This window comes from Actinomyces sp. oral taxon 849 str. F0330 (genome assembly GCF_000239715.1).
GTDB lineage: Bacteria > Actinomycetota > Actinomycetes > Actinomycetales > Actinomycetaceae > Actinomyces > Actinomyces johnsonii.
On the sequence record NZ_JH470350.1, the window covers coordinates 72,513 to 94,967 of the forward strand.

Consider the following 22,455-nt stretch of genomic DNA (forward strand, 5'->3'; position numbering starts at 1 on the left):
GACAACGGTAAAACGCTACCGGTAATCCGGCGTCGGCGGCGGGCGGACCCACCTGGACATGCGATGCTTGAGCCATGCATGACGAGCGCCGCCCCCAGCCCTCCTCCGGCAAGCGCAAGCGGCTCCAGGACACGGTTCCCATCGAGATTCCGGCCCTCGATGAGGCGACCCCTCCGGTTCCGCCCGCCGAGCGGCCCGAGATGATTATTGTCACGGGAATGTCCGGAGCCGGGCGCTCGCGCGCCGCCAACGCCCTGGAGGACCTCGACTGGTACGTGGTGGACAATCTGCCGCCCCAGCTCCTGCCCTCGCTGTCCGGCATGATGACGACGGTCGGCGCAGGTGTTCACCGGCTGGCCGCGGTGGTCGACGTGCGCAGCCGCGAGTTCTTCTCCCACTTCATGGACTACCTGCGCAAGATCCGAGATAACGGCACCGACGTGCGACTCATCTTCCTAGACGCCTCCGACGCCGTCCTGGTTCGGCGCTTCGAGTCCTCCCGGCGGCCCCACCCCCTGCAGGGCAACGGTTCCGTCCTCGACGGTATCGAGCACGAGCGCACTCTCCTCGGGGGCTTGCGGGGTGTCGCCGACATCGTCATCGACACCTCCAACTACTCCGTCCACGACCTGGCCCGCCGGGTGCGCGAGCTCGTGGCCCACGAGTCGGATCTGGCGCTGCGCATCAATGTCATGTCCTTCGGATTCAAGTACGGCATCCCGCTGGACGCGGACCACGTCCTGGACGTGCGATTCATCCCCAATCCCTACTGGGTCTCAGAGCTGCGCCACCTCACCGGCCGTGATGCGCCGGTGGCCGACTACGTTTTCGCCCAGAAGGGCGCGGCCGCCTTCGTCGACGGATACGCGGACCTGCTCATCCCTGCGCTTCCGCAGTATGTTGACGAGCTCAAGCCTCACGTTACCCTGGCAGTGGGCTGCACCGGAGGCAAGCACCGCTCCGTGGCCTCGGCGGAGAGGCTCGGGGGCAGGCTGCGCAGAGCGGGCTTTGAAGTTGTCGTCCAGCACCGCGACCTTGGACGGGAGTAGACAGTGGGAACGACCATCGACGTGGCGGGCTGGCCCCGTCGCGGTGAGGAGGGGCCCGCCGTCGTCGCCCTGGGAGGAGGCCACGGTCTGTCAGCCACGCTCCGGGCTCTGAAACACATCAGCCACCGGCTCACCGCCGTCGTGACCGTCGCCGACGACGGAGGCTCCTCGGGGCGTCTGCGCCGGGAGTTCGACTGCCTGCCACCGGGGGACCTCCGGATGGCGCTGGCATCCTTGTGCGATGACTCCGAGTGGGGCCTGACCTGGCGCGATGTGCTCCAGCACCGTTTCGAGGGGCAGGGCGAGCTCGACAACCACGCTCTGGGTAACCTTCTCATCCTGGCCCTGTGGCAGCTGCTCGGGGACGACGTCGCCGGGCTCGACTGGGTGGGACGCCTGCTGACGATTCACGGGCGGGTTGTGCCCATGTCCTCCTCGCCTCTGGTCATCGAGGCGGATATCGTCTCGGGGACGACCAGCCGTAGAGTCAGCGGACAGGTGGCGGTGGCCTCGGCCCGCGGACGCCTGGAGAACGTGGGGATCGTTCCCGAGGACGCCGACGCCCATCCTGAGGCGCTTCGCGCCATCGACGAGGCGGACTGGGTGGTACTGGGGCCGGGCTCGTGGTACACCTCCGTGCTTCCGCATCTCATTCTCCCCTCCATGCATCGGGCGCTGGTACGCACCTCCGCCCGCAAGGTCGTGGTCCTCAACCTCTCAGCCCAGCTGGGCGAGACCGATGGCATGACCAGTGCCGACCACTTGCGGGTCCTGAGCCAGTACGCGCCCGATCTGCGTCTGGACGTGGTACTGGCCGATCCCTCGACCGTCGAGGACGTCGCCGATCTCGAATCGGTGGCCTCGGCGATGGGGGCCACCGTCGTTCTGCGGCAAGTACGCACGGGCGAGACCCTGTGCCACCACGACCCGCTGCGACTGGCGGCCGCCTTCAGAGACGCTTTCGAAGGGGCTCTGGGGGACGTCGAGGACAACACGCGGACATGACGGAGTCAGCCGTGCGGCCGGGGTACTGCGCCGACCAGTCGATAAGGACCACAACGAATCGTGACAATGGACTCACCGAGGAATCTTGCCGCTCGTCATCGTTCATAATTCTCCGCGGCCCCGCTCAGCCGGCCGCAGGGTGCCACTGCTAAGAATTTTCCTAGATGCGCCTCCTGGTGCTGCACCACATTGCTGTTCGGTCTCACCTGCTCGGGTGGTCGCCCGGTCCGTGTCCTTTCCAGCGACACACCGACGACACCTGAATGAGGTCCGCAGTATCGACGGCTCTGTCCGTTTCCCATCCGCACCGACCACGACCCCAGATCACGAGGAGCCCGACCATGTCGCTGACGGTCACCGTCAAGGATGAGCTCGCGCTCGTCGCCACCGAGAACGCCGCCCAACGACGGGCGGAGATCTCCGCGATGCTGCGCTTCGCCGGAGGGCTGCACATCGTCTCCGGGCGCATTGTGGTGGAGGCCGAGCTCGATCACGGAGGAGCCGTGCGCCGACTGCACCAGCACCTCAAGGAGCTCTACGGGATGGAACCCGAGGTCATGGTGGTCCAGGGCGGCTCTCTGCACCGGGGATCGCGCTACGTGCTGCGCGTGACCCAGCGGGGCAAGGACCTCGCCCGACTCTCCGGCCTGGTCGACGACCGTGGCCGACCGGTGCGCGGCATGCCGGTCGCCGTCGTCCAGGGCGGGCGGAACGCTGCCGCAGCTGCTTGGCGGGGGGCCTTCCTCGCCCGCGGTTCCCTGACAGAGCCGGGTCGGTCCTCCTCCCTGGAGGTCACCTGCCCCGGCTCCGAGGCCGCGCTGGCCCTGGTGGGAGCCGCGCGGCGCTTCGACATCTCCGCCAAGGCCCGTGAGGTGCGCGGTGCCGACCGCGTCGTCGTGCGCGACGGCGAGGCCATCGGCGTCCTCCTGGAGCGGATGGGGGCGCCCGAGGCCTTCAAGGTCTGGGCCGAGCGCCGCTCCCGACGCGAGTCGCGGGGCACGGCCAACCGCCTGGCCAACTTCGACGACGCGAACCTGCGTCGCTCGGCCCGAGCCGCCGTGGCCTCCGGCGCCCGGGTCGAGCGCGCCTTCGAGATCCTGGGAGATGACGTTCCCGCCCACCTGTTTCAGGCGGGCCGCCTGCGTATCGCCCACAAGCAGGCCTCCCTGGAGGAGCTCGGTCAGCTTTCCGATCCCCAGCTGACCAAGGACGCCGTCGCCGGACGCATCCGCCGGCTCCTGGCCATGGCGGACAAGCAGGCCCACGAGCTGGGGATCCCCGACACCGAGTCGGTTCTCACCCAGGAGATGCTCGAGCCCTGAATCCTGCTGGGACCTCGGTCCTGGCTCAGGGGGCGAACGATGGTCATAGACCTCGAGGAGACCGGCTCCATTGCCATCGTGTTCGCCCGTGGCGTGGTCGGCGGCTCCCAGCGGCTGCCCAGTGTGGCTAAACTCGGTCGTGCCGGAGCTGACACAACAGTGACGAGGTCGACCGAGGGCAACCGAGGACAACATCGGATCTGGGCAGAGACGTTCCGGGGCACACGCTGTGTGTGAGAAGAGCCCAGCAACCGTGCGCCGAATACCGGCGCACTAGGAGGACACAAAGTGACCACCCGCGTTGGTATTAACGGCTTCGGCCGGATCGGCCGCAACTTCTTCCGCGCCGCCCTCGAGCAGGGCGCCGACATCGAGGTTGTCGCCGTCAACGACCTGACGGACAACAAGACCCTGGCCCACCTGCTCAAGTACGACTCAATCCTCGGTCGGTTCGACGGTGAGGTCTCCTACGACGAGGATGGCATCACCGTCAACGGCAAGCACATCAAGGTGCTCGCTCAGCGCAACCCCGCCGACCTTCCCTGGGGCGACCTGGGTGTTGAGGTCGTTGTGGAGTCCACCGGCTTCTTCACCGACGGCGAGAAGGCCAAGGCCCACCTCGACGGTGGCGCTAAGAAGGTCGTCATCTCCGCTCCTGCCAAGAACGTCGACGGCACCTTCGTCATGGGTGTCAACGAGGGCGACTACGACAACGCCACGATGAACATCGTGTCCAACGCCTCGTGCACCACCAACTGCCTCGCCCCCCTGGCCAAGGTCCTCCACGAGAACTTCGGCATCGAGCGCGGCATCATGACCACCATCCACTCCTACACGGGTGACCAGCGCGTCCTCGACGCTCCGCACAGCGACCTGCGCCGTGCCCGCGCCGCTGCGCTGAACATGATCCCGACCAAGACCGGTGCCGCCCAGGCCGTTGCCCTCGTCCTGCCCGCCCTCAAGGGCAAGTTCGACGGCCTCGCCGTGCGCGTCCCCACCCCGACCGGCTCGCTGACCGACCTGACCTTCATCGCCGAGAAGGAGGTCTCCGTCGACGCCGTCAAGGCCGCCGTCAAGGCCGCCGCCGAGGGTGAGCTCAAGGGCGTTCTCGAGTACACCGAGGACCCGATCGTCTCCACCGACATCGTGGGCAACCCGCACACCTCGATCTTCGACGCCACCGAGACCAAGGTCATCGGCAACCTCGTCAAGGTCCTCTCCTGGTACGACAACGAGTGGGGCTACTCCAACGCCCTGGTCCGCCTGACCGCCCTGGTCGGCTCCAAGCTCGCCTGAGACCAGACCGAGAGCATGACTCTCTAGGAGACGGCGCCCGCGCCACGCTCTGCGTGCGCGGGCGCCGTCCGTCAGATCCCACACCATCACCCCACAACCGATGAGAGGCTTTATGAAGACCATCGACTCCCTGGGCAACCTCAAGGGCAAGCGAGTCCTGGTTCGCTCCGACTTCAACGTGCCGCTGGACGCCGACAAGAACATCACGGACGACGGCCGCATCCAGGCCGCTCTGCCCACGCTGCGCACCCTGCTCGATGCTGGCGCCAAGGTGATCATCACCGCCCACCTGGGTCGTCCCAAGGGGCAGGTCAACCCCGACTACTCCCTGGCGCCCGTCGCCAAGCGCCTCGCCGAGGTCACCGGCGCCAAGGTGACCCTCGCCGAGGACACCGTCGGCGAATCCGCCAAGGCCGCTGTCGCCGCCGTCGGCGACGGCGAGATCGTCCTGCTGGAGAACGTGCGCTTCAATGCCGCCGAGACATCCAAGGACGACGCGGAGCGCGAGGCCTTCGCCGCCGAGCTCGCCGCCCTGGCCGACGTCTTCGTCTCCGACGGTTTCGGCGTGGTGCACCGCAAGCAGGCCTCCGTCTACGACGTCGCCAAGCTTCTGCCCTCGGCCGCCGGCCTGCTGGTCCTCAAGGAGATCGAGTCCCTGGGACGCGCCGTCAACGACCCCGAACGCCCCTACACCGTCGTGCTCGGCGGCTCCAAGGTCTCCGACAAGCTCGGCGTCATCTCCAACCTGCTGGGCAAGGCCGACCGTCTCCTCATCGGTGGCGGCATGGCCTACACCTTCCTGGCCGCTCAGGGCTACGAGGTGGGCACCTCCCTGCTGGAGAAGGACCAGATCGACACCGTCAAGGGTTACCTGGAGACCGCCAAAGCCAATGGCGTCGAGCTCCTTCTGCCCATCGACACCGTCGTTGCCCCCACCTTCGCCCCGGACGCCCCGGCCACCGTCGTGCCGTCCAATGAGCTGCCCGCCGACCAGATGGGCCTGGACATCGGCCCCGAGACACGGAGGCTCTTCGCCGACGCCATCGCCACCTCCAAGACGGTGGTGTGGAACGGCCCCATGGGCGTCTTCGAGTTCCCGGCCTTCGCCGAGGGCACCAAGGCCGTGGCCAAGGCGATCTCCGAGTCCGCTGCCTTCTCCGTCATCGGCGGTGGCGACTCCGCCGCGGCCGTGCGCACGCTCGGCTTCGACGAGGCCACGTTCTCCCACATCTCCACCGGTGGTGGCGCCTCCCTCGAACTCCTCGAGGGCAAGACCCTGCCCGGTATCGCAGTGCTCGAAAACTGAAGGAAGGCAACGTAGATGAGCAACCGCACCCCGCTCATGGCGGGCAACTGGAAGATGAACCTCGACCACCTCGAGGCCAACCACCTCGTCCAGGGCCTGGCCATGGAGCTCAAGGACCACGACCACGACTACGCCAAGTGCGAGGTTCTCGTGATTCCGCCGTTCACGGACATCCGCACCGTGCAGACCGTCGTCGAGGCCGACTCCCTGAGCATCAAGTACGGCGCCCAGGACGTTTCCACCCACGACAACGGCGCCTACACCGGTGAGATCTCCACCGAGATGCTCACCAAGCTCGGCTGCAGCTACGTGGTCATGGGCCACTCCGAGCGCCGCGAGTACCACGGCGAGTCCGACGCCCTCGTGGGCGCCAAGGCCCGCAAGGTGCTCGACGCCGGCATGACCCCCATCCTGTGCTGCGGCGAGGCCCTCGAGATCCGCAAGGCGGGCACCCACGTCGAGTTCGTCCTGGCCCAGATCCGCGCCGCCCTGGAGGGATGGAGCGGCGAGGACGTCGCCAAGATCGTCATCGCCTACGAGCCCATCTGGGCGATCGGCACCGGCGAGACCGCCACCGCCGAGGACGCCCAGGAGGTGTGCGGGGCGATCCGCGAGGCCCTGCGCGCCGACTACGGCGACGCCACCGCGGACGCCACCCGCGTCCTCTACGGCGGCTCGGCCAAGCCCGGCAACATCAAGGAGCTCATGGCCCAGCCCGACGTCGATGGCGCCCTGGTGGGCGGAGCCTCCCTCAAGGCCGACTCTTTCGCCGCCATGGCGGGCTTCTACGCCTGAGCGGCCCGAGCCGCGAGATCGGGAGTCGTGACCCCGATTCCTCTAGAGCCTCGGCGGTCGTAGCCCGGGTCCCGGAGACCTCACACCACGAGGTGTCCGGGACCCGGTGCGTTGCAGGTAGACTGCCGAGCGGACAGGTGGGGTGCAGACCCCGACGAGGTCCGCTCCGGGCCTCGACCGGAGCGTGAGTCCCCCGCAGCAAGACGAAACCAACGAAGAAGGGAACGCGGCGTGAACGTGGTGCGTATCGTCCTTCAGGTGCTGCTCGTGCTCTCGAGCTTCTTCCTCATCATGTCGATCCTCCTGCACAAGGGCAAGGGAGGCGGTCTGTCGGACATGTTCGGCGGCGGCATCTCCTCCTCGGCGGGATCCTCCGGCGTGGCCGAGCGCAACCTCGACCGTATTACGGTGGCGGTGGCCATCACCTGGACGATCACGATCGTCGGGCTCGGCCTGGTCGCCAAGCTCAGCTGAGCACCGGCTGGTTGCAACGAGCGCCTCGAAGACGACGGCTCCGGCCTCCGACACCGCTCACGATCCGCGTGGCGACGCCCTGGACCGGGAGTTGCGCGGCTATCTTGCCCACTTGCGTGTTGAGCGTGGGCTGAGTCCCCACACCCTCAGCGCCTACGAACGCGATCTCGGCCGCTATCTGCGCTATCTGAGAAACGGCGGTATCACAGCCCCTCAGGAAGTGAGCCGCAACGATGTGGCCGGCTTCCTCGAGGCGCTGCGCACCGGAGCCGACGGTGCCCGCCCTCTGGCCTCGTCGTCGGCCTCCAGAACCGTCACCGCCGTACGCGGCTGGCACAAGTTCCTCCTGGCCGAGGGGGCCACCTCGCAGGACCCCTCGGCCACAGTGCGCCCGCCCCAGCCCGGGCGGAGACTTCCCAAGGCTCTGAGTATCGAGGAGGTCCGCCGCCTCCTGGAGGCCTCCGGGATCGACGACTCCCCGGTGAACCTGCGCGATCGGGCGCTACTGGAGGTGCTCTATGCCACCGGTGCCCGCATCTCCGAAGCGGTCGGGCTCGTCGTCGACGACCTCGACGCCGCCTCCCGGCTGCTGCGACTCTTCGGTAAGGGGCGCAAGGAGCGCGTCGTCCCCATGGGGGCCTACGCCTGGGAGGCGCTGGACGCCTACCTGGTAAGAGGCAGGCCGATCCTGGCGGAGAAGGGCAGGGGAGCGCCGCAGGTCTTCCTCAATACCCTGGGCCGCCCCTTGAGCCGGCAGAGCGCCTGGGCGGTTCTGCAGCAGGCCGCTGAACGCGCCGGCCTGACCGGTACGGATTCCTCTGACGAGCGCCGCATCTCGCCCCATACCCTGCGACACTCCTTCGCCACGCATCTTCTGGCCGGAGGAGCCGATGTACGCGTTGTCCAGGAGATGCTGGGACACGCCTCCGTGACCACCACCCAGATCTACACGAAGGTCACCGTCGACCATCTGCGGGAGGTCTATGTCACCAGCCATCCGCGAGCGCTGGCCTGATCGCCCTGCCGGCGCCCCGGCGGCCGGCGGCCGTCTAGCGATGAGGGAATCCTGAACAAGGACCGGGACTATCCTGAAAGACGGATGCTCTCTGGCGTGTCCCGTCTGAACTGGGCGAGGGTGGGCGGCTTTCGACTAGGCTGGGAAGCGTGAATGACTCCATCCAGCCAGGCCTGATCGACAACCCCGGCACAGAAGAAAGCGAGGAGAAGGACTTCCCCATCCCCGCGCCGCTGGAGTCGCACGGACCCGCTCGGGTCATCTCCATGTGCAACCAGAAGGGCGGCGTCGGCAAGACCACCACGACGATCAACCTCGGTGCGGCGCTGGCCGAGCTCGGGCGCAAAGTCCTCATCGTCGACTTCGACCCTCAGGGAGCCGCCTCGGCGGGGTTGGGCATCAACGCCCACGAGCTGGACTCCACCATCTACGACCTGCTCGTCGCCAGCCGCCCGGACATCCGCACCGTCATCCACGAGACCACCGCACCGGGGCTGGACATCGTCCCGGCTAATATCGATCTGTCCGCCGCTGAGGTCCAGCTTGTCAACGAGGTGGCCCGAGAACAGGCTCTCAAACGAGTGCTGCGCCCTGTCCTGGACGACTACGACGTCATCCTCGTGGACTGCCAGCCCTCACTGGGACTGCTCACCATCAACGCCCTGACCGCCTCCCATGGCGTCATCATCCCCTTGGAGACCGAGTTCTTTGCGCTGCGAGGGGTGGCCCTTCTGGTCGAGACCGTCGAGCGGGTCAAGGATCGCCTCAACGCCTCACTGGAGATCGACGGCATCCTGGCCACCATGGTGGACTCCCGCACCCTGCACTCGCGCGAGGTGATTGAGCGCCTGGAGCAGGCCTTCGGCGAGCAGCTCTTCGACACGCGCATTCGACGCACGATCAAGTTTCCCGATGCCTCCGTGGCCAACGAGCCGATCACCAGCTACGCGCCCTCGCACCCCGGAGCAGAGGCCTACCGCAGGCTCGCCCGAGAGGTCATCGCCCGCGGCGATGTCGCCTGAGCCAACGGCTCAGGAGTCTCAAGGGCCACCTCGCCTGCCCGGTTTCAGCGTCGCCCTGCCTCAGTTCGAAGGTCCCTTCGACCTGCTCCTGAGCCTCATCGCCCGCAAGCGCCTCGACGTCACCGAGCTGGCGCTGGCGGAGGTGACCGATGACTTCATCGCCCACATGCGTTCCGATTGGGACCTGGGGCGCGCATCGGAGTTCATTGTGGTGGCTTCGACGCTCCTGGCCCTCAAGGCCCACCGACTCCTGCCCCACGATGAGGACGAAGAGGAACCCGACCTCGAGCTCCTCGAGGCACGAGACCTGCTCTTCGCCCGGCTCCTGCAGTACCGGGCCTTCAAAGAGGCCGCAGCCGCCTTCCGCCATCGGGCGGATACCTCAGCGCGCAGCCATCCCCGGATCGTCGCGCTGGAACCGCACTTCGCAGCCCTTCTGCCCAAGCTCGTGGCCACTATTACTCCCGAGGAGCTCACTCACCTGGCTCTCGTGGCCTTCACCCGGCCCACGGATCCGGGCGTCCAGACCGTTCACCTTCACGAGCGGGTCCCGGTCGGAGAACAGCTGAGCCTCATCGTGCTGAGACTGCGCCGCCACGGGACCCTCACCTTCGCTCAGCTCATCGAGGATGCCGAGCGCACAGCCGTCGTCGTCGCCCGATTCCTGGCGCTGCTCATCCTGCACCGGCAGGGCAGCGCAGAGCTGGACCAGATCGAGGCCATGGGCGAGATCACCGTGAGCTGGTGCGCCGGCCAGGACGATATGAGCGGCATGATGACCTCCGATGACCTAACCGAGCTCGAGGAGGAATTCGCATGAGCGACGTCGTCGAACCTCGGCTGCGCAGCGCCGCCGAGGCGATCCTCATCGTCGCCGACGAGCCGGTGACCACCGCTGCGATCGCCCAGGCCCTCGGCCTTGAGGACAGGCTGGCCGAGGAGCTGCTCGAGGACCTCGCCGCCGAGTACCGGGGAGAGAGGCCCGGCAGCCGATCCCACGGCTTCCTCCTGCGTCGGGCGGCCGGCGGTTGGCGCTTCGCCTCCGTGCCCGAGCACGCCGACCTCGTCGAACAATTCATCATCGGCGGAGCCACCGCGCGCCTGAGCCAGGCCGCGCTGGAGACCCTCGCCGTCGTCGCCTACCGGCAGCCGGTCACCCGCGGACGCGTCGCGGCGATCCGCGGTGTCAACGTCGACGGCGTGATGCGTACCCTGCACGCCCGCGGCCTCATCGAAGAGGCCGGGGCCGAGACCTCCGGTGCGATCCTGTACCGGACCACGGGAGAGTTCCTGGAGTACTTGGGAATCGACTCCCTGGACGAGCTACCACCCCTGGCCCCCTATCTGCCCCGCGTCGAGGCATTGGGGGAGATCGTCGAACAGGCTGATGAGTTGGCCGGTAGGAGGACCCCATGACCCCGAAGAAGCGCCACAGCGAGACCGATTCGGTACCCGAGAGCGACTTCGGCGGCCAGGAGTTCTACGACGAGGACGACCTCGAGGAACTGGACGAGAACGCCGACGCCGCCGATCTGGCCGCCTTCGATGCCGAGGCCATCGACGAGGACGAGGAGTCCCGCCTGTTGGCGATGCGTGAGCGCGCCTCCAAAGGCGGGCAGGACGACCCGCACGTCGCCTCCGGGCAGCGGCTGCAGAAAGTTCTCGCCCACGCGGGAGTCGCCTCACGCCGGGCCTGCGAGCAGCTCATCGCCGACGGTCGCGTCAGCGTCGACGGCATCACCGTCACCGAACCGGGCGTCAGGGTGGATCCACTGACCCAGGAGATCCGCGTCGACGGCGGCCGGATCCTCACCAACCCCGAGCTCATTACCCTCATGCTCCACAAACCGGCCGGAGTCGTCACCACCATGGAGGACCCAGGAGGGCGTCCCACCGTGGCCCAGTACGGACGCGATTACCTGGCCCAGCACCCCGAGCTGCCCGACTCGCTGCGTTTGGTGCACGTCGGTCGCCTCGACACCGAGACCGAGGGGCTGGTCCTGCTGTCCAATGACGGCGAGCTCTCCCACCGGCTCATGCACCCCAGTTTCGAGATCTCCAAGACCTACGTCGCCATCGTCGAGGGGCAGGTCGAGCCGTGGGTGCCGCGCAAGCTGCGGCGCGGCATCGAGCTCGAGGACGGCGAGGCCCGTGCAGACCGGGTCACCGTCAAGGATTCCGGACCTCGCGGCTCCATCGTTCAGATCACCCTCCACTCGGGCAAGAACCGCATCGTGCGGCGCATGTTGGATTCCGTCGGCCACCCGGTCACGCGCCTGGCGCGCACGCGACTGGGGCCGCTGAGGCTGGGCAACCTGCGCCCCGGTGAGATCCGGCCCCTCAGCGGTGAGGAGATCACGGCACTCCAGCAGGAGGTCGGGCTGTGAGTGCGGTTGAGCCCCGGGCATCGATGTCCACGCGCGGGCCGGTCCTCATCATCGGTACCGGGCTCCTGGGAACATCCCTGGCCCTGGCGCTGCGTGCGGCGGGCGTCGAGGTCCAGCTCTCCGACACCTCGCCCACGTCCCTGGCCCTGGCCCGCGACATGGGGGCGGGAGTGCCTCATGACGAGGACAGCCCGGAGCCGCAGATCGTCGTCGTGGCCATTCCACCCGACGTGACCGCCGACGTCGTCGTCGCACAGCTGGCGGCCCATCCCCATGCCGTGGTCACCGACGTCGCCTCGGTCAAGGAACGGGTTGTCGCCGAGGTCCGAGCCCGTGCGGGCGCGGAGGCGCGCCGATACGTTGGCTCCCACCCGATGGCCGGCCGCGAGCGCTCCGGTGCCGCGGCTGCCGACTCCGACCTCTTCGCCGGACGTCCCTGGGTGGTTGTCGGACAGGACTCGGCGTCCGAGGCCGAGCTGGTCATCAGGAACCTGGCGGTGGACGTGGGCGCCACCCCAGTGCGCATGGGCGCCGTGGAGCACGACGCCGCCGTCGCCGCCGTCTCCCACATGCCCCAGCTCATCGCCTCCCTCGTGGCTGCGCGCTTGGAGGCGCTGGGGGAGAGCGCTCTGGCGCTGTCGGGCCAGGGGCTTCGCGACGTTACCCGGATCGCGGCCTCGGATCCGCGACTGTGGTCTGCCATCATCGTGGGCAATGCCGGGCCCGTGGCCGATCTGCTGCGCCAGATCAGTGCCGACCTGGGCGCGCTGATCAAGGGCATCGAGGCGGCTGCCTGCGAGCCGGACAGCTCCGAGCACACGGCCCCCGGCGCGGCGCACACGATTGCTCCCGGGGCCGTCGGCGCTGTCACCGACGTCATGGCCAGGGGAAACACAGGTCGCGCCCGCATCCCCGGCAAGCACGGCGGGGCGCCGCGCCGTTATGCCGAGGTCCAGGTCCTCGTGCCCGACGCCGCCGGTGAGCTCGGTCGGCTCTTCTCCGATATCGGCGCCGCCGGTGTCAATATCGAGGACTTCTCCTTGGAGCACTCGGCCGGCCAGAGTGCCGGGATTGCGCTCATCTCCGTCCTACCGGCGGCCGTCCAGCGGCTGGAGGAGGCGCTGGACGCCCAGGGATGGCGCGTCGTCAGTTAGAACGACGAGCGGCGGTGATTAGGCCGTCAAGCCATGCCTGGTGCCCGTTGAGCATGGGGTTCGGGACTTGAGAAGCGAGAGCTGCGGCAGGCTGGCCGTGCTGAACCTCTTGCGTAAGAACGCGGACGCGCCGTCCGGGCAAATCCTCGACAAGCCATGCGTGCAACACGTCGAGCTTCTCCTGTGGGGGACCATCCTGTTTTGCTGTCCAGGACAGTCGGCCCGGTGTGTCCTTGTCAGGGGCCTGAAACTCTGTGACGTGAGCTGCCAGAGGAGGGAATCCAAAGGTGCTGAAAGAGAAATTGAGGCCTTCCTGCAGAACGGGGCCTCCGCCATCAGGGAAGGTTATGTCGGCTACGTTGTCGTAGTATCCTTCCCATTCGGAGATGTCAATCAGGTAGTGCCAGACCTGTGCAGCGGAAAGGTCTGCGACAATGACCTCATTGGAGACGAAGTTGTCAGCGTTACCCGGCGTGTAACGGGGAGGCCAGGTGATGGCGTTCTGTTTAGTCATGGTTCCCGATCTTCCTTCTTCCAGTTCGTTCGGGCAGCGCTGAGAGTGAGTACGTACAAATACATGCCTCCTTCCGCCCTACTGAGTCCGAGGCGGATCACAAGTCTCTTGACACCTACAGTGTGAATAGTCACCTAGTCACCTGTGTCAGTACTCATGGGGGCTGATCCGCGGTATCGCACCGGAGTATGGGACGCTTGGCCCAGTTCATGACCGGAATCGGACCCTGCTGGAGGACACCATGGGAATCGTCGTCGCGATCGACGGGCCGAGCGGATCGGGCAAGTCCACCGTCTCGCGGCGCGTGGCAGCCACGCTCGGCCTGGCCTACCTCGACACCGGCGCCATGTACCGGGCGGCCGCCTGGTGGTGCGAGCACAAGGGGGTTGACCTGGACGACGGGGCCGCCGTCGCCGACGCCGTTGCTGCGATGCCGTTGCACATGGGGCTGGATCCCGAGCACCCCACCTTCACCGTCGACGGAACTGACGTGTCGGCCGCGATCCGCGACCCGCACATCGCCTCGGTCGTCTCCAAGGTCGCCACCAACCTCGATGTGCGCGCTGAGTTGGCGCGCCGTCAGCGCGACATCATCCGATTCGAGGCGACCGGGCACACCGGCTCTTTCTCCGGGGGAGCAGGCATCGTGGCCGAGGGACGCGACATCACCACCGTCATCGCCCCCGATGCCGACGTCCGCCTGCTCGTGACCGCCTCAGAGGAGGCCCGCCTGATGCGGCGCGCCGGGGACCTGGAGGCCGCCGGCAAGCAGGTGGACGCCGACGCCCTGCGCGACCAGGTGGTGCGTCGCGACCGCGACGACTCCACGGTCTCCCAGTTCCTCACCGCGCCCGAGGGCGTCACCCTGGTGGACACCTCGGAGATGACCCTGGAGCAGTCCGTCGAGCAGGTCCTGGACCTCATCGAAGAGGCCGCCGACTCCGCTGCTCGGCGCGACGCGGAGGAGGATCTGAGGGCACAGGCCATGCGTGAGGGCCTGAGCGACTATGAGCTCGATGAGGAGGACCTCGCTCTTCTGGAGGCGGACGGTGAGCTTCCAACCGGTGACCGCACCGAGCCCGGGCTGCCGGTCCTGGCCGTCGTCGGTCGGCCCAACGTGGGCAAGTCGACTCTGGTCAACCGGGTTCTGGGCCGCCGCGAGGCCGTCGTCCAGGACACCCCCGGTGTCACCCGCGACCGGGTCTCCTACCCGGCCGAGTGGGCCGGGCGCCGCTTTACCATCGTCGACACCGGCGGCTGGGAGGTGGACGTGGCCGGTCTCGACGCCGCCGTGGCCACGCAGGCAGAAGTTGCCGTCGAGATGGCCGACGCCGTCCTGCTCGTCGTCGATGCCCAGGTCGGGATCACCGAGACCGATGCGCGCGTGGTGCGGATGCTGCGCCGTAGCGGCAAGCCCGTGGTTCTGGCCGCCAACAAGGTCGACTCCCCGGCGCAGGAGGGGGACGCCGCCGCCCTGTGGAACCTGGGTCTGGGCGAGCCCTTCCCGGTCTCGGCCCTGCACGGCCGGGGCAGCGGCGAGGTCCTCGACGCCGTCATGGAGGTTCTTCCGGAGGTCTCCGCCGTTGCCGCCGCAGCCCCTGAGGGCGGCCTGCATCGCGTTGCCCTTGTGGGACGGCCCAATGTCGGCAAGTCCTCGCTGCTGAACTCCATCGCAGGCAGGGAGCGCGTCGTCGTCAATGAGACCGCCGGTACTACCCGGGACCCGGTCGACGAGATCATCGAGCTTGACGGGCGCCAATGGGTCTTCGTCGACACCGCCGGGATCCGCCGGCGCGTCAAGCAGTCACGGGGCGCCGACTACTACGCGGTCCTGCGCACGCAGGGTGCCATCGACAAGGCCGAGGTCGCCGTCGTCCTTCTGGACGCCTCCGAGCCGATCAGCGAGCAGGATGTGCGCGTCGTCCAGCAGGTCGTCGACGCAGGCCGCGCCCTGGTCCTGGTCAACAACAAATGGGACCTGGTGGACGAGGAGCGTCAGAAGATGCTCCTGTGGGAGGTCGAGCACGACCTGGCCCATGTCTCCTGGGCCCCCCCATATCAACCTGGCCGCCCGGACGGGATGGCACACCAACCGGCTCGTGCGTGCCCTCGACGCCGCCCTGGAGGGCTGGACCACGCGTGTGCCCACGGGCCGGCTCAACGGATTCCTGGGCCAGCTGCAGTCCGCGACCCCGCACCCGGTGCGCGGTGGTAAGCAGCCCCGCATCCTCTTCGCCACCCAGGTTCAGGTGGCCCCGCCCAGGATCGTCATCTTCACCACCGGCTTCCTCGACGCCGGCTACCGGCGCTTCATCGAGCGCCGCCTGCGCGAGGAGTTCGGCTTCACCGGCACCCCCATCCAGATCGGGGTGCGCGTGCGCGAGAAGCGCCAGCGGCGCTGAGCCTTGAACGGGCTCAGTTGCCAGCCGCGGCCTGCTCCTTCTCTTTTTTGGCCCATGTGGCGACACGCGCCGCGCTCTCCTCCTCGGACAGGTCCTCGACCCGGGTCATGACCGCCCACCGCACGCCGAAGGGGTCGCGGATGGAGGCGAACCTGTCCCCGGACACGAAGGTGTCAAGCGGTTCCAGCAAGGTCGCGCCGGCGGCAGTAGCCTGCTCAACGACGGCGTCGACGTCCGGGCAGTACAGGCCGATCGAGTAGCAGACCGGCTCGTCCGACGGGGTCGCGACCAGATCGGACAAGGCGGACGGTTCACCGATCTGGACCCTGCCGTGACCGAAGTCGAGCTCCGCGTGGACGACCGCCCCCTCCATCTCAACACTGTCCACGATGCGCGCCCCGAAGACGTCACGATAGAACTGAAGTGCCCGGTCGGCGCCGTCAATGGCCAGAAACGGTGTGATGCTGGTGAATCCGTGCGGAGTCCCGTTAGTCGTGTACTGACCGGTTGCTCCGGATACATTGCGTGTACTCATGTCAACGACTGTAAGAACGATGAAATGCCTTCGCTTGAAGATCTGCGACAGTTCCGGAAAGGTGAGGAACCGTGCCCGAGACGACCGCTGATCAACGGGGGATCCTCTACCCCTCCAGGCTTCCGACTTTTCACCGCGAGCCTGTGTCCGAGGCACTGGCCGACCGCGTCCGCTGGATCTGGATTCCGCGCTGGAACCTGCCTGCAGGACAACGGGACCGGCAGGAGGTTCTCCCGTTCCCCGCTTGTAACCTCGTGGTTGAACCGGACAGCATCACTCTGCACGGCCCGACGACGAGCATCTCCTATCGCGAGCTGGAAGGCCGGGGGTGGGCGGTCGGCGCCCTCCTACGTCCCGCTGGGGCTGGCGCCCTGTGCTCCCCGTCCCTGATTCGGAATTCCCATCGAACGCTCGAGGACCCTGATCTGAAGACCACCGTCGCCGGCGCTATGACGGATACGAACACGACGAGGGGTGAACAGCGTGCCGCCAACGCCCTGGCAGCCTGGGTGGCGCAACATACCGGGCCGCCACAAGCGATGGCGCTTATGGCCAACCGGATGGAGGACGTCGTCGCCTCCGACAGAAGCATCCTGCGCGTCGATCAGCTGGCGAGACGCCTCGATCTTTCCATCCGAAGTCTGCAACGCCTCTGTAAGAAGTACATCGGCCTGCCCCCACTCGCAGTGATCAGACGCTACCGGCTCCAAGAAGCGGCACAGCGGCTCCGGGAGGATCCTTCTGTCACCGTTGCGCAGGTCGCCGCCGAGCTCGACTACGCGGACCACGCCCACCTGACTGCCGACTTCCGACAAGTCCTGGGCTTCTCACCGAGCCTGTACCGACAGCAGACCATCAGCGATCGTCAGGCTCTCAGTGACCGGTAGTGGGCTCGAGCCTCTGGGGTGAGCCGCTCGATCAATAGATCAGGGAGCGGAAGCTCCACCATGCCGTCAGGGTGCTCAGAGTCATCAGCACGCTCAGCGCCAGCAGTGCGCAGGAGACCTGCACCCAGCGCGTCGTGCGGTGCCGTCGCATCTGGACCAGCACCCACACATCGGCTGCAGCCAGCAGGAGGGTCATGACTCCCAGCAACAGGATGGCCGGGTTCTTGTCCACAACCTCGCGGGTCTGACCGAAGCAGCTCACGTCTTCCGGGGGACACGCGGGGAGCTCGTAGGTGTTCTGCCAGCTGGTCGTTGCGATGACGCCTATTGCCAGTGACACAAGCACGACAACCGTTCCGAGGCAGGTGAGTGTCAGAGGCAGCCACCCGCCTGTTCTCTGGAGGCCGGCTGAAGAAGGTTCCATCGCCTCATCGTACGGGGCAGCCTTGAGGATCCCGCGCCGGCGCGTCAAAAGCCAGCAGGACGCCGCGAGCGTGAGAACGTTTGGCGCCGGAGGAGTGGCGCGCGGCTGCAACACCCATAGACTGTAGCCATGCTGAATCCGGTTGACCCCACCACCACGCCCGCCTGGAAGCGCCTCACTGAGCTCCACGACTCCATGACTCCGGACCTGCGCGCCTGGTTCGCCGACGATCCCGAGCGCGCCGAGCGCTTCTCCTACGAGCTGGGGGACCTCTACGTCGACCTGTCCAAGAACCTGCTGACCGACGACGTCCGCGACGCCCTGGCCGAGCTCGCCACCCAGGTGGACGTCCCGGGCCGCCGCGATGCCATGTACGCCGGCGAGCACATCAACATCACCGAGGACCGCGCCGTCCTCCACACGGCCCTGCGCCGCCCCGTAACCGATTCCCTGACCGTGGACGGGCAGGACGTCGTCGCCGACGTCCACGAGGTCCTGGAGAAGATCTACGCCTTCGCCCGCCGTGTTCGCTCGGGGGAGTGGATGGGCATCACCGGCAAGCCCATCAAGACAGTGGTCAACATCGGCATCGGTGGCTCCGACCTGGGGCCGGTCATGGTCTATGAGGCTCTCAAGCCCTACGTGCAAAAGGGCCTTCAGTGCCGCTTCATCTCCAACATCGACCCCACCGACTGCGCGGAGAAGGTCGCAGATCTCGACCCCGAGACGACCCTGTTCATCATCGCCTCTAAGACTTTCACCACTCTAGAGACCCTCACCAACGCCCGCATGGCCCGCGACTGGTTCCTGGCCGCCCTGAAGGGCAAGAGCATCGAGACCGACGGCGCCATCGCCAAGCACTTCGTAGCCGTGTCCACCGCTCTGGACAAGGTCGCCGAGTTCGGCATCGACCCGGCCAACGCCTTCGGCTTCTGGAACTGGGTGGGTGGACGCTACTCGGTGGACTCCGCCGTCGGCACGGTTCTGGCCGTGGCCATCGGCCCGGAGAACTTCGCCGACTTCCTCTCCGGCTTCCACACCGTCGACGAGCATTTCGCCACCAAGGCCCCGGCTGAGAACGTTCCTATGCTCATGGGCCTGCTCAACGTCTGGTACGTCAACTTCTTCAAGGCCGGCTCCCACGCCGTCCTGCCCTACGCCCAGTACCTGCACCGTTTCGCCGCCTACCTCCAGCAGCTCACCATGGAGTCCAACGGCAAGTCCGTGCGCTGGGACGGCAGCCCCGTGACCACCGAGACCGGCGAGGTCTTCTGGGGCGAGCCGGGCACCAACGGCCAGCACGCCTTCTACCAGCTCATCCACCAGGGCACCCAGCTCATCCCCGCGGACTTCATCGCGGTGGCCAACCCCGCTCACCCCACCAAGGACGGGGGAGTGGACGTCCACGAGCTGTTCCTGTCCAACTACCTGGCTCAGACCGCCGCTCTCGCCTTCGGCAAGACCGCCGAAGAGGTACGTGCGGAGGGAACTCCTGAGGAGATCGTCCCGGCCCGCGTCTTCACCGGCAACAAGCCGACCACCTCGATCCTCGCCCCGGCACTGACTCCCGCGGTCGTCGGCCAGCTCATCGCCCTCTACGAGCACATCACCTTCACCCAGGGCATCGTGTGGGGCATCGACTCCTTCGATCAGTGGGGTGTCGAGCTCGGCAAGAAGCTGGCCCTAGAGATCGCCCCCGCCGTCCAGGGAGACGAGGCATCTCTCAAGAACCAGGACGCCTCCACCCAGAGGCTCATCAACCGCTATCGCGGCCTACGTCGGTAGCCCGATGCGGAACGAGAACGACGGCGACTCAGTCCCGATGGACCCGCACGAAGACGCTCAGCACATCCACGTGCGTGTGGCAGGTGCGGCGGATGCATCATGTGCCGGCCGCCTGCTGTTCGACTTCAACACTGAGTTCGACACCCCGACGCCCTCGGCGCAGGACTTCACCTCCAGGTTCCAGACGATGCTGGAACGTCAGGACGTCCTGGTGCTGGTGGCCGAGGATAGCAGCACTGACGACCTACGGGCAGTGGGCTTGGCCTACCTGACCTTGTGTCCCACACCTTATGGCGACGGGCCGATCGCTGAGCTCGAGGAACTCTATGTGCAGCCGGAACTGCGCAACCATGGCGTCGGCTCCCGGTTGCTCCTGGAGGCGCTGGAACAGGTGAGACAACGGTGCGCGCTCGAGATGCGCATCGGCGTCGATGAGGCCGATCGTGAGGCACGACGGTTCTATGAGCGGCACGGCTTCCGGAACACGGAGCCCGGCGAGACCAGCCGAATGCTCTGTTATGTCAGCGATCCACTACCCTTGAGGAGGACATGATGAAAGAGGTCAGCGCCGACGAGCTGCGTGGCCGGCTCGAGACGGAGAAGGACCTGGTGGTCCTTGACGTGCGAGAGCCGGACGAGGTGGCGCAAGCAGCTATTTCCGGATCGGTCAACATGCCGCTAGGGCAGGTAGTCGATCGGATGAGCGAGCTCGACCCGGCCAGGCCCACCGCAGTCATCTGTGCCGCCGGCGTGCGCTCCGCCAAGGCGATCGAGGCGCTGACTACGGCTGGCTACGCCGGCGAGCTGGTCAATGTCACCGGTGGCATGAAGGCCTGGCTGAGCCAGTAGCCCCGACAGTCAACGCGCTGAGAAGCACCCCTGGGACGGTCCCGGACTCGCGGATTCGAGACCGTCCCAGGTCCCAGCTTCAGTTCCGAGGGCGTGAGCGCCGAAGCAACTCCTCAACCGTGCGCAGCACGCCGTCCTCGGTGTTGGCCGGTGCCGTGAAGGCGGCCGCTGCGTGGATGCCGGGGTGAGCGTTGCGCATGGCGAAGCCCAGGTCCGCGTGCTCGTAGAGGTCCAGATCGTTGAGGTAGTCACCGAAGACAGCCGTCTGCTCGGGAAGGATCCCCAACCTGGCCTGAAGCGCCGCCAGTGCGCGTCCCTTCGAGGCCTGCGGGGACGTCATATCCACCCAGTGCAGACCGGACACAGCGGTTTGAACATTCGGAACCGCCGCGGTCAGCGCCTGCGAGCTTCCGTTCTCAACGTCGTCGAAGTCGAAGACGGCGACCTTGAGCACCTCATCCAGGGGGACGGTCATGAGGTCGTCAACGACCTCCAGCGCTTCATAGTACAGCCGGGCCTGAGCCAGGAAGGCGGGGTCGGATCGTTCGATGTAGGCGCAGCGTTTGCACGCCACCACTGCGCCGACGTCGTAGCCGGCACTCGCCAGCTCCCGAGTTGTGACGACGGCGGTAGCGGCGTCCTCGGCGCTGATGGTATCGGAGTGAATCTCCTCGTTCCCGTGGACGGCGAGGGCCCCGCTCTCCGCGATGATCGGTGAGTCATCAACGGTATGACCCAGAACTGCACGGAGGTTGGCTAGTTGCCGGCCCGAAGCGGGGGTGAAGACGATGCTGTCCTCACGCATCTGGGCAACGACCTGGGACAAGCCGGCAGGAACGCGCCCGTTGCCATCGATGAGGGTACCGTCCATGTCTGTGACGACGAGGCGGAGATCGATCTCGGCGGGCAGCGGTGCAAGGAACTCTGGTTCAAGGGGAAGACGTTTCACATATCTATCCTCTCAAGGCCGGCATCTCGATGCGGACAATGACGGGCGCCCGTTCTCCAACATAATTCGGTGGAGAGCGGGCGTCCGTCAGAGGAACGGCTCCTGGTGTACCTGGAGCCTCAAGTTAGTGTCAGCTGGCCTGGCGGCGACGCATGACGAGGAAGGCGCCGGAGCCCAGCAGACCAGCGGCGATGACCGCGACGGCGATGCTTGGACCGGTGGTGGCCAGCGCGGGCTTCGTCGGAGTGGTGGAGGAGCCCGGAGCGGCGACCGTAGGCGTCGAGGACGGCTTGGCCGGGGTTGCGGTGGTCGTCGTGGTGGCCGGAGCCGATGGTGTCGGCGTGGCCTTAGGGGGAGTCGCCGTTGCCGGAGGAGCCGTCGGAGTGGAGGGAGCTGTCGGAGTGGAAGGAGTCGTCGAAGTGGGAGGAGTCGTCCTGGTAGACGGCGTGGACGGTGTGGTCTCCGGGGTCGGTGTCGGTGAAGGAGTGGTGGTGGCCGTCGGCGGGGCGGTGGTCGGCGGCGGGGTGGTGTCTCCGGTGGGCGTGAACGGGATGTTGCCGCTGTAGCCGGCGAAGTTCTGGGTTGCGTACCAGTTGCCGCTGTTGGGGTTCTGGGCGATTCCGATTCCGATGATGTTCGCATTCGGATCGGTCATGTTCTTGTAGTGGCCTGGAGATTCGAGCCACTGCTGGAAGAGCTGAGCACCAATGTCACCTCCGTCTCCGCGCATGGCCACGTTCTCCGAGACGGTGGTGTAGTTCTTATCAGTCTTGTACCCGGGGTACGAATTGTAGAACTCGGGGCGGTGTGCCATGGTCTCGGTCTCGGCCTGGTGCTCGGACCAGTCCTGGGCGACGGCGTCGAACTCCTGGTAGCGGGTGACGGGCTGGAGATTCAGGTTGCGGCGGAGCTCGTTGACCTTGTTCAGGATGGTGTTGGCGTACTGAGCCCCCTCCGGGGACACCTGGACGGGAACCGCTGCAGCAGCGGCTGGTGCGCCCTGAGGAGCGGCCGGAGCGGCCAGTGCGGTTGAAGAGGCCGTCAGCGGCACGACGGCGAGCGCAGCTGCGGCGATGACGCGCTTGATGTTCATGTGTCGTTCTCTCTGATCGGGGGTGGATGGGGAGAGCATCAGGGATGGATGTGGGAGTACACAGTCGGCTCTGCAGCAACTGGCTATGAACCGGCGGGCAGGATGCTGTGAATCATCCTTGATGTCGGAGTTCACTCAACCACAGATGCCGGGCCTATGCATGTAATTTGATTGTGACATTTCTGACCGAGC

The 22,455-nt window shown here is 66.9% G+C and carries 22 protein-coding genes and 1 pseudogene; 18 read left to right on the forward strand and 5 right to left on the reverse strand.

Going from position 1 to position 22,455, the window contains the following annotated elements:
* Positions 1-74: 74 nt before the first annotated feature.
* From rapZ to HMPREF0975_RS04320, 13 genes are all read left to right on the forward strand, one after another.
* Positions 75-1,049 carry an RNase adapter RapZ gene (gene rapZ, locus HMPREF0975_RS04260; protein ID WP_009232903.1) on the forward strand — a complete coding sequence of 325 codons (975 nt, stop codon included), beginning with the start codon at positions 75-77 and terminating at the stop codon, positions 1,047-1,049.
* 3 nt (positions 1,050-1,052) lie between these two features.
* Positions 1,053-2,054, forward strand: coding sequence for a gluconeogenesis factor YvcK family protein (locus tag HMPREF0975_RS04265; RefSeq protein WP_009232904.1), 1,002 nt, complete (start codon positions 1,053-1,055; stop codon positions 2,052-2,054).
* 341 nt (positions 2,055-2,395) lie between these two features.
* Positions 2,396-3,376 (forward strand): DNA-binding protein WhiA, encoded by a 981-nt coding sequence (gene whiA, locus HMPREF0975_RS04270; protein ID WP_009232905.1) that lies wholly within the window; start codon positions 2,396-2,398, stop codon positions 3,374-3,376.
* A 288-nt stretch (positions 3,377-3,664) separates the two neighbouring features.
* Entirely contained in the window at positions 3,665-4,672 is a 1,008-nt protein-coding gene (gene gap / locus HMPREF0975_RS04275) for a type I glyceraldehyde-3-phosphate dehydrogenase (protein WP_009232907.1), read from the forward strand.
* 112 nt (positions 4,673-4,784) lie between these two features.
* Positions 4,785-5,978, forward strand: coding sequence for a phosphoglycerate kinase (locus HMPREF0975_RS04280; RefSeq protein WP_009232908.1), 1,194 nt, complete (start codon positions 4,785-4,787; stop codon positions 5,976-5,978).
* A gap of 15 nt (positions 5,979-5,993) precedes the next feature.
* A complete protein-coding gene (tpiA, locus tag HMPREF0975_RS04285; protein WP_009232909.1) occupies positions 5,994-6,773 on the forward strand; it encodes a triose-phosphate isomerase in 780 nt (259 codons plus the stop codon).
* 231 nt (positions 6,774-7,004) lie between these two features.
* Positions 7,005-7,247: a preprotein translocase subunit SecG gene (gene secG / locus HMPREF0975_RS04290; protein WP_009232910.1), complete on the forward strand. Its 243-nt coding sequence runs from the start codon at positions 7,005-7,007 to the stop codon at positions 7,245-7,247.
* 91 nt (positions 7,248-7,338) lie between these two features.
* Entirely contained in the window at positions 7,339-8,262 is a 924-nt protein-coding gene (gene xerD, locus HMPREF0975_RS04295; RefSeq protein ID WP_009232911.1) for a site-specific tyrosine recombinase XerD, read from the forward strand.
* A 149-nt stretch (positions 8,263-8,411) separates the two neighbouring features.
* Positions 8,412-9,284: a ParA family protein gene (locus HMPREF0975_RS04300; protein WP_009232912.1), complete on the forward strand. Its 873-nt coding sequence runs from the start codon at positions 8,412-8,414 to the stop codon at positions 9,282-9,284.
* Positions 9,274-10,104, forward strand: a complete 831-nt coding sequence (locus tag HMPREF0975_RS04305; RefSeq protein WP_009232913.1) for a segregation and condensation protein A — start codon at positions 9,274-9,276, stop codon at positions 10,102-10,104. The genes HMPREF0975_RS04300 and HMPREF0975_RS04305 overlap by 11 nt, the downstream gene beginning before the upstream one ends.
* A complete protein-coding gene (gene scpB / locus HMPREF0975_RS04310; RefSeq protein WP_009232914.1) occupies positions 10,101-10,700 on the forward strand; it encodes an SMC-Scp complex subunit ScpB in 600 nt (199 codons plus the stop codon). Before HMPREF0975_RS04305 ends, scpB begins: the two co-directional genes overlap by 4 nt.
* Positions 10,697-11,671, forward strand: coding sequence for a pseudouridine synthase (locus HMPREF0975_RS04315; protein ID WP_009232915.1), 975 nt, complete (start codon positions 10,697-10,699; stop codon positions 11,669-11,671). Before scpB ends, HMPREF0975_RS04315 begins: the two co-directional genes overlap by 4 nt.
* The gene (locus HMPREF0975_RS04320) at positions 11,668-12,825 is read left to right on the forward strand and encodes a prephenate dehydrogenase (RefSeq protein ID WP_009232916.1); all 1,158 of its coding nucleotides are present in this window, start codon (positions 11,668-11,670) and stop codon (positions 12,823-12,825) included. The genes HMPREF0975_RS04315 and HMPREF0975_RS04320 overlap by 4 nt, the downstream gene beginning before the upstream one ends.
* On the opposite strand, the gene HMPREF0975_RS04325 is transcribed toward HMPREF0975_RS04320, so the two are convergent.
* Positions 12,818-13,339 (reverse strand): polyketide cyclase, encoded by a 522-nt coding sequence (locus tag HMPREF0975_RS04325; protein WP_009232917.1) that lies wholly within the window; start codon positions 13,337-13,339, stop codon positions 12,818-12,820. The genes HMPREF0975_RS04320 and HMPREF0975_RS04325 overlap by 8 nt on opposite strands.
* 241 nt (positions 13,340-13,580) lie before the next feature.
* Between HMPREF0975_RS04325 and der the strand changes: the two are divergent.
* Positions 13,581-15,741 (forward strand): annotated as a pseudogene (gene der, locus HMPREF0975_RS04330) (bifunctional cytidylate kinase/GTPase Der).
* 13 nt (positions 15,742-15,754) lie between these two features.
* Here the strand turns inward: der and HMPREF0975_RS04335 are convergent.
* On the reverse strand, positions 15,755-16,276 hold the full coding sequence (locus HMPREF0975_RS04335) for a VOC family protein (protein WP_009232920.1): 522 nt from the start codon (positions 16,274-16,276) through the stop codon (positions 15,755-15,757).
* 71 nt (positions 16,277-16,347) lie between these two features.
* Between HMPREF0975_RS04335 and HMPREF0975_RS04340 the strand changes: the two genes are divergently transcribed.
* Complete coding sequence (locus tag HMPREF0975_RS04340) at positions 16,348-17,163, forward strand: helix-turn-helix domain-containing protein (RefSeq protein ID WP_009232921.1); 816 nt, start codon at positions 16,348-16,350, stop codon at positions 17,161-17,163.
* 31 nt (positions 17,164-17,194) lie between these two features.
* On the opposite strand, the gene HMPREF0975_RS04345 is transcribed toward HMPREF0975_RS04340, so the two are convergent.
* On the reverse strand, positions 17,195-17,587 hold the full coding sequence (locus tag HMPREF0975_RS04345; RefSeq protein ID WP_083840709.1) for a hypothetical protein: 393 nt from the start codon (positions 17,585-17,587) through the stop codon (positions 17,195-17,197).
* Between the two features lie 129 nt (positions 17,588-17,716).
* Between HMPREF0975_RS04345 and pgi the strand changes: the two genes are divergently transcribed.
* The 3 genes from pgi to HMPREF0975_RS04360 are packed head-to-tail and all read left to right on the forward strand — an operon-like array spanning position 17,717 to position 20,221.
* On the forward strand, positions 17,717-19,372 hold the full coding sequence (gene pgi, locus HMPREF0975_RS04350; protein WP_009232923.1) for a glucose-6-phosphate isomerase: 1,656 nt from the start codon (positions 17,717-17,719) through the stop codon (positions 19,370-19,372).
* A 37-nt stretch (positions 19,373-19,409) separates the two neighbouring features.
* Entirely contained in the window at positions 19,410-19,925 is a 516-nt protein-coding gene (locus tag HMPREF0975_RS04355; RefSeq protein ID WP_049939437.1) for a GNAT family N-acetyltransferase, read from the forward strand.
* The gene (locus HMPREF0975_RS04360; RefSeq protein WP_021608933.1) at positions 19,922-20,221 is read left to right on the forward strand and encodes a rhodanese-like domain-containing protein; all 300 of its coding nucleotides are present in this window, start codon (positions 19,922-19,924) and stop codon (positions 20,219-20,221) included. Before HMPREF0975_RS04355 ends, HMPREF0975_RS04360 begins: the two co-directional genes overlap by 4 nt.
* A 79-nt stretch (positions 20,222-20,300) precedes the next feature.
* Here the strand turns inward: HMPREF0975_RS04360 and HMPREF0975_RS04365 are convergent, their stop codons facing one another.
* Together HMPREF0975_RS04365 and HMPREF0975_RS04370 are read right to left on the reverse strand one after the other, a co-directional pair.
* On the reverse strand, positions 20,301-21,170 hold the full coding sequence (locus tag HMPREF0975_RS04365) for an HAD-IIB family hydrolase (protein WP_009232926.1): 870 nt from the start codon (positions 21,168-21,170) through the stop codon (positions 20,301-20,303).
* Between the two features lie 130 nt (positions 21,171-21,300).
* Entirely contained in the window at positions 21,301-22,263 is a 963-nt protein-coding gene (locus HMPREF0975_RS04370; protein ID WP_009232927.1) for a CAP domain-containing protein, read from the reverse strand.
* Positions 22,264-22,455 lie beyond the last annotated feature (192 nt).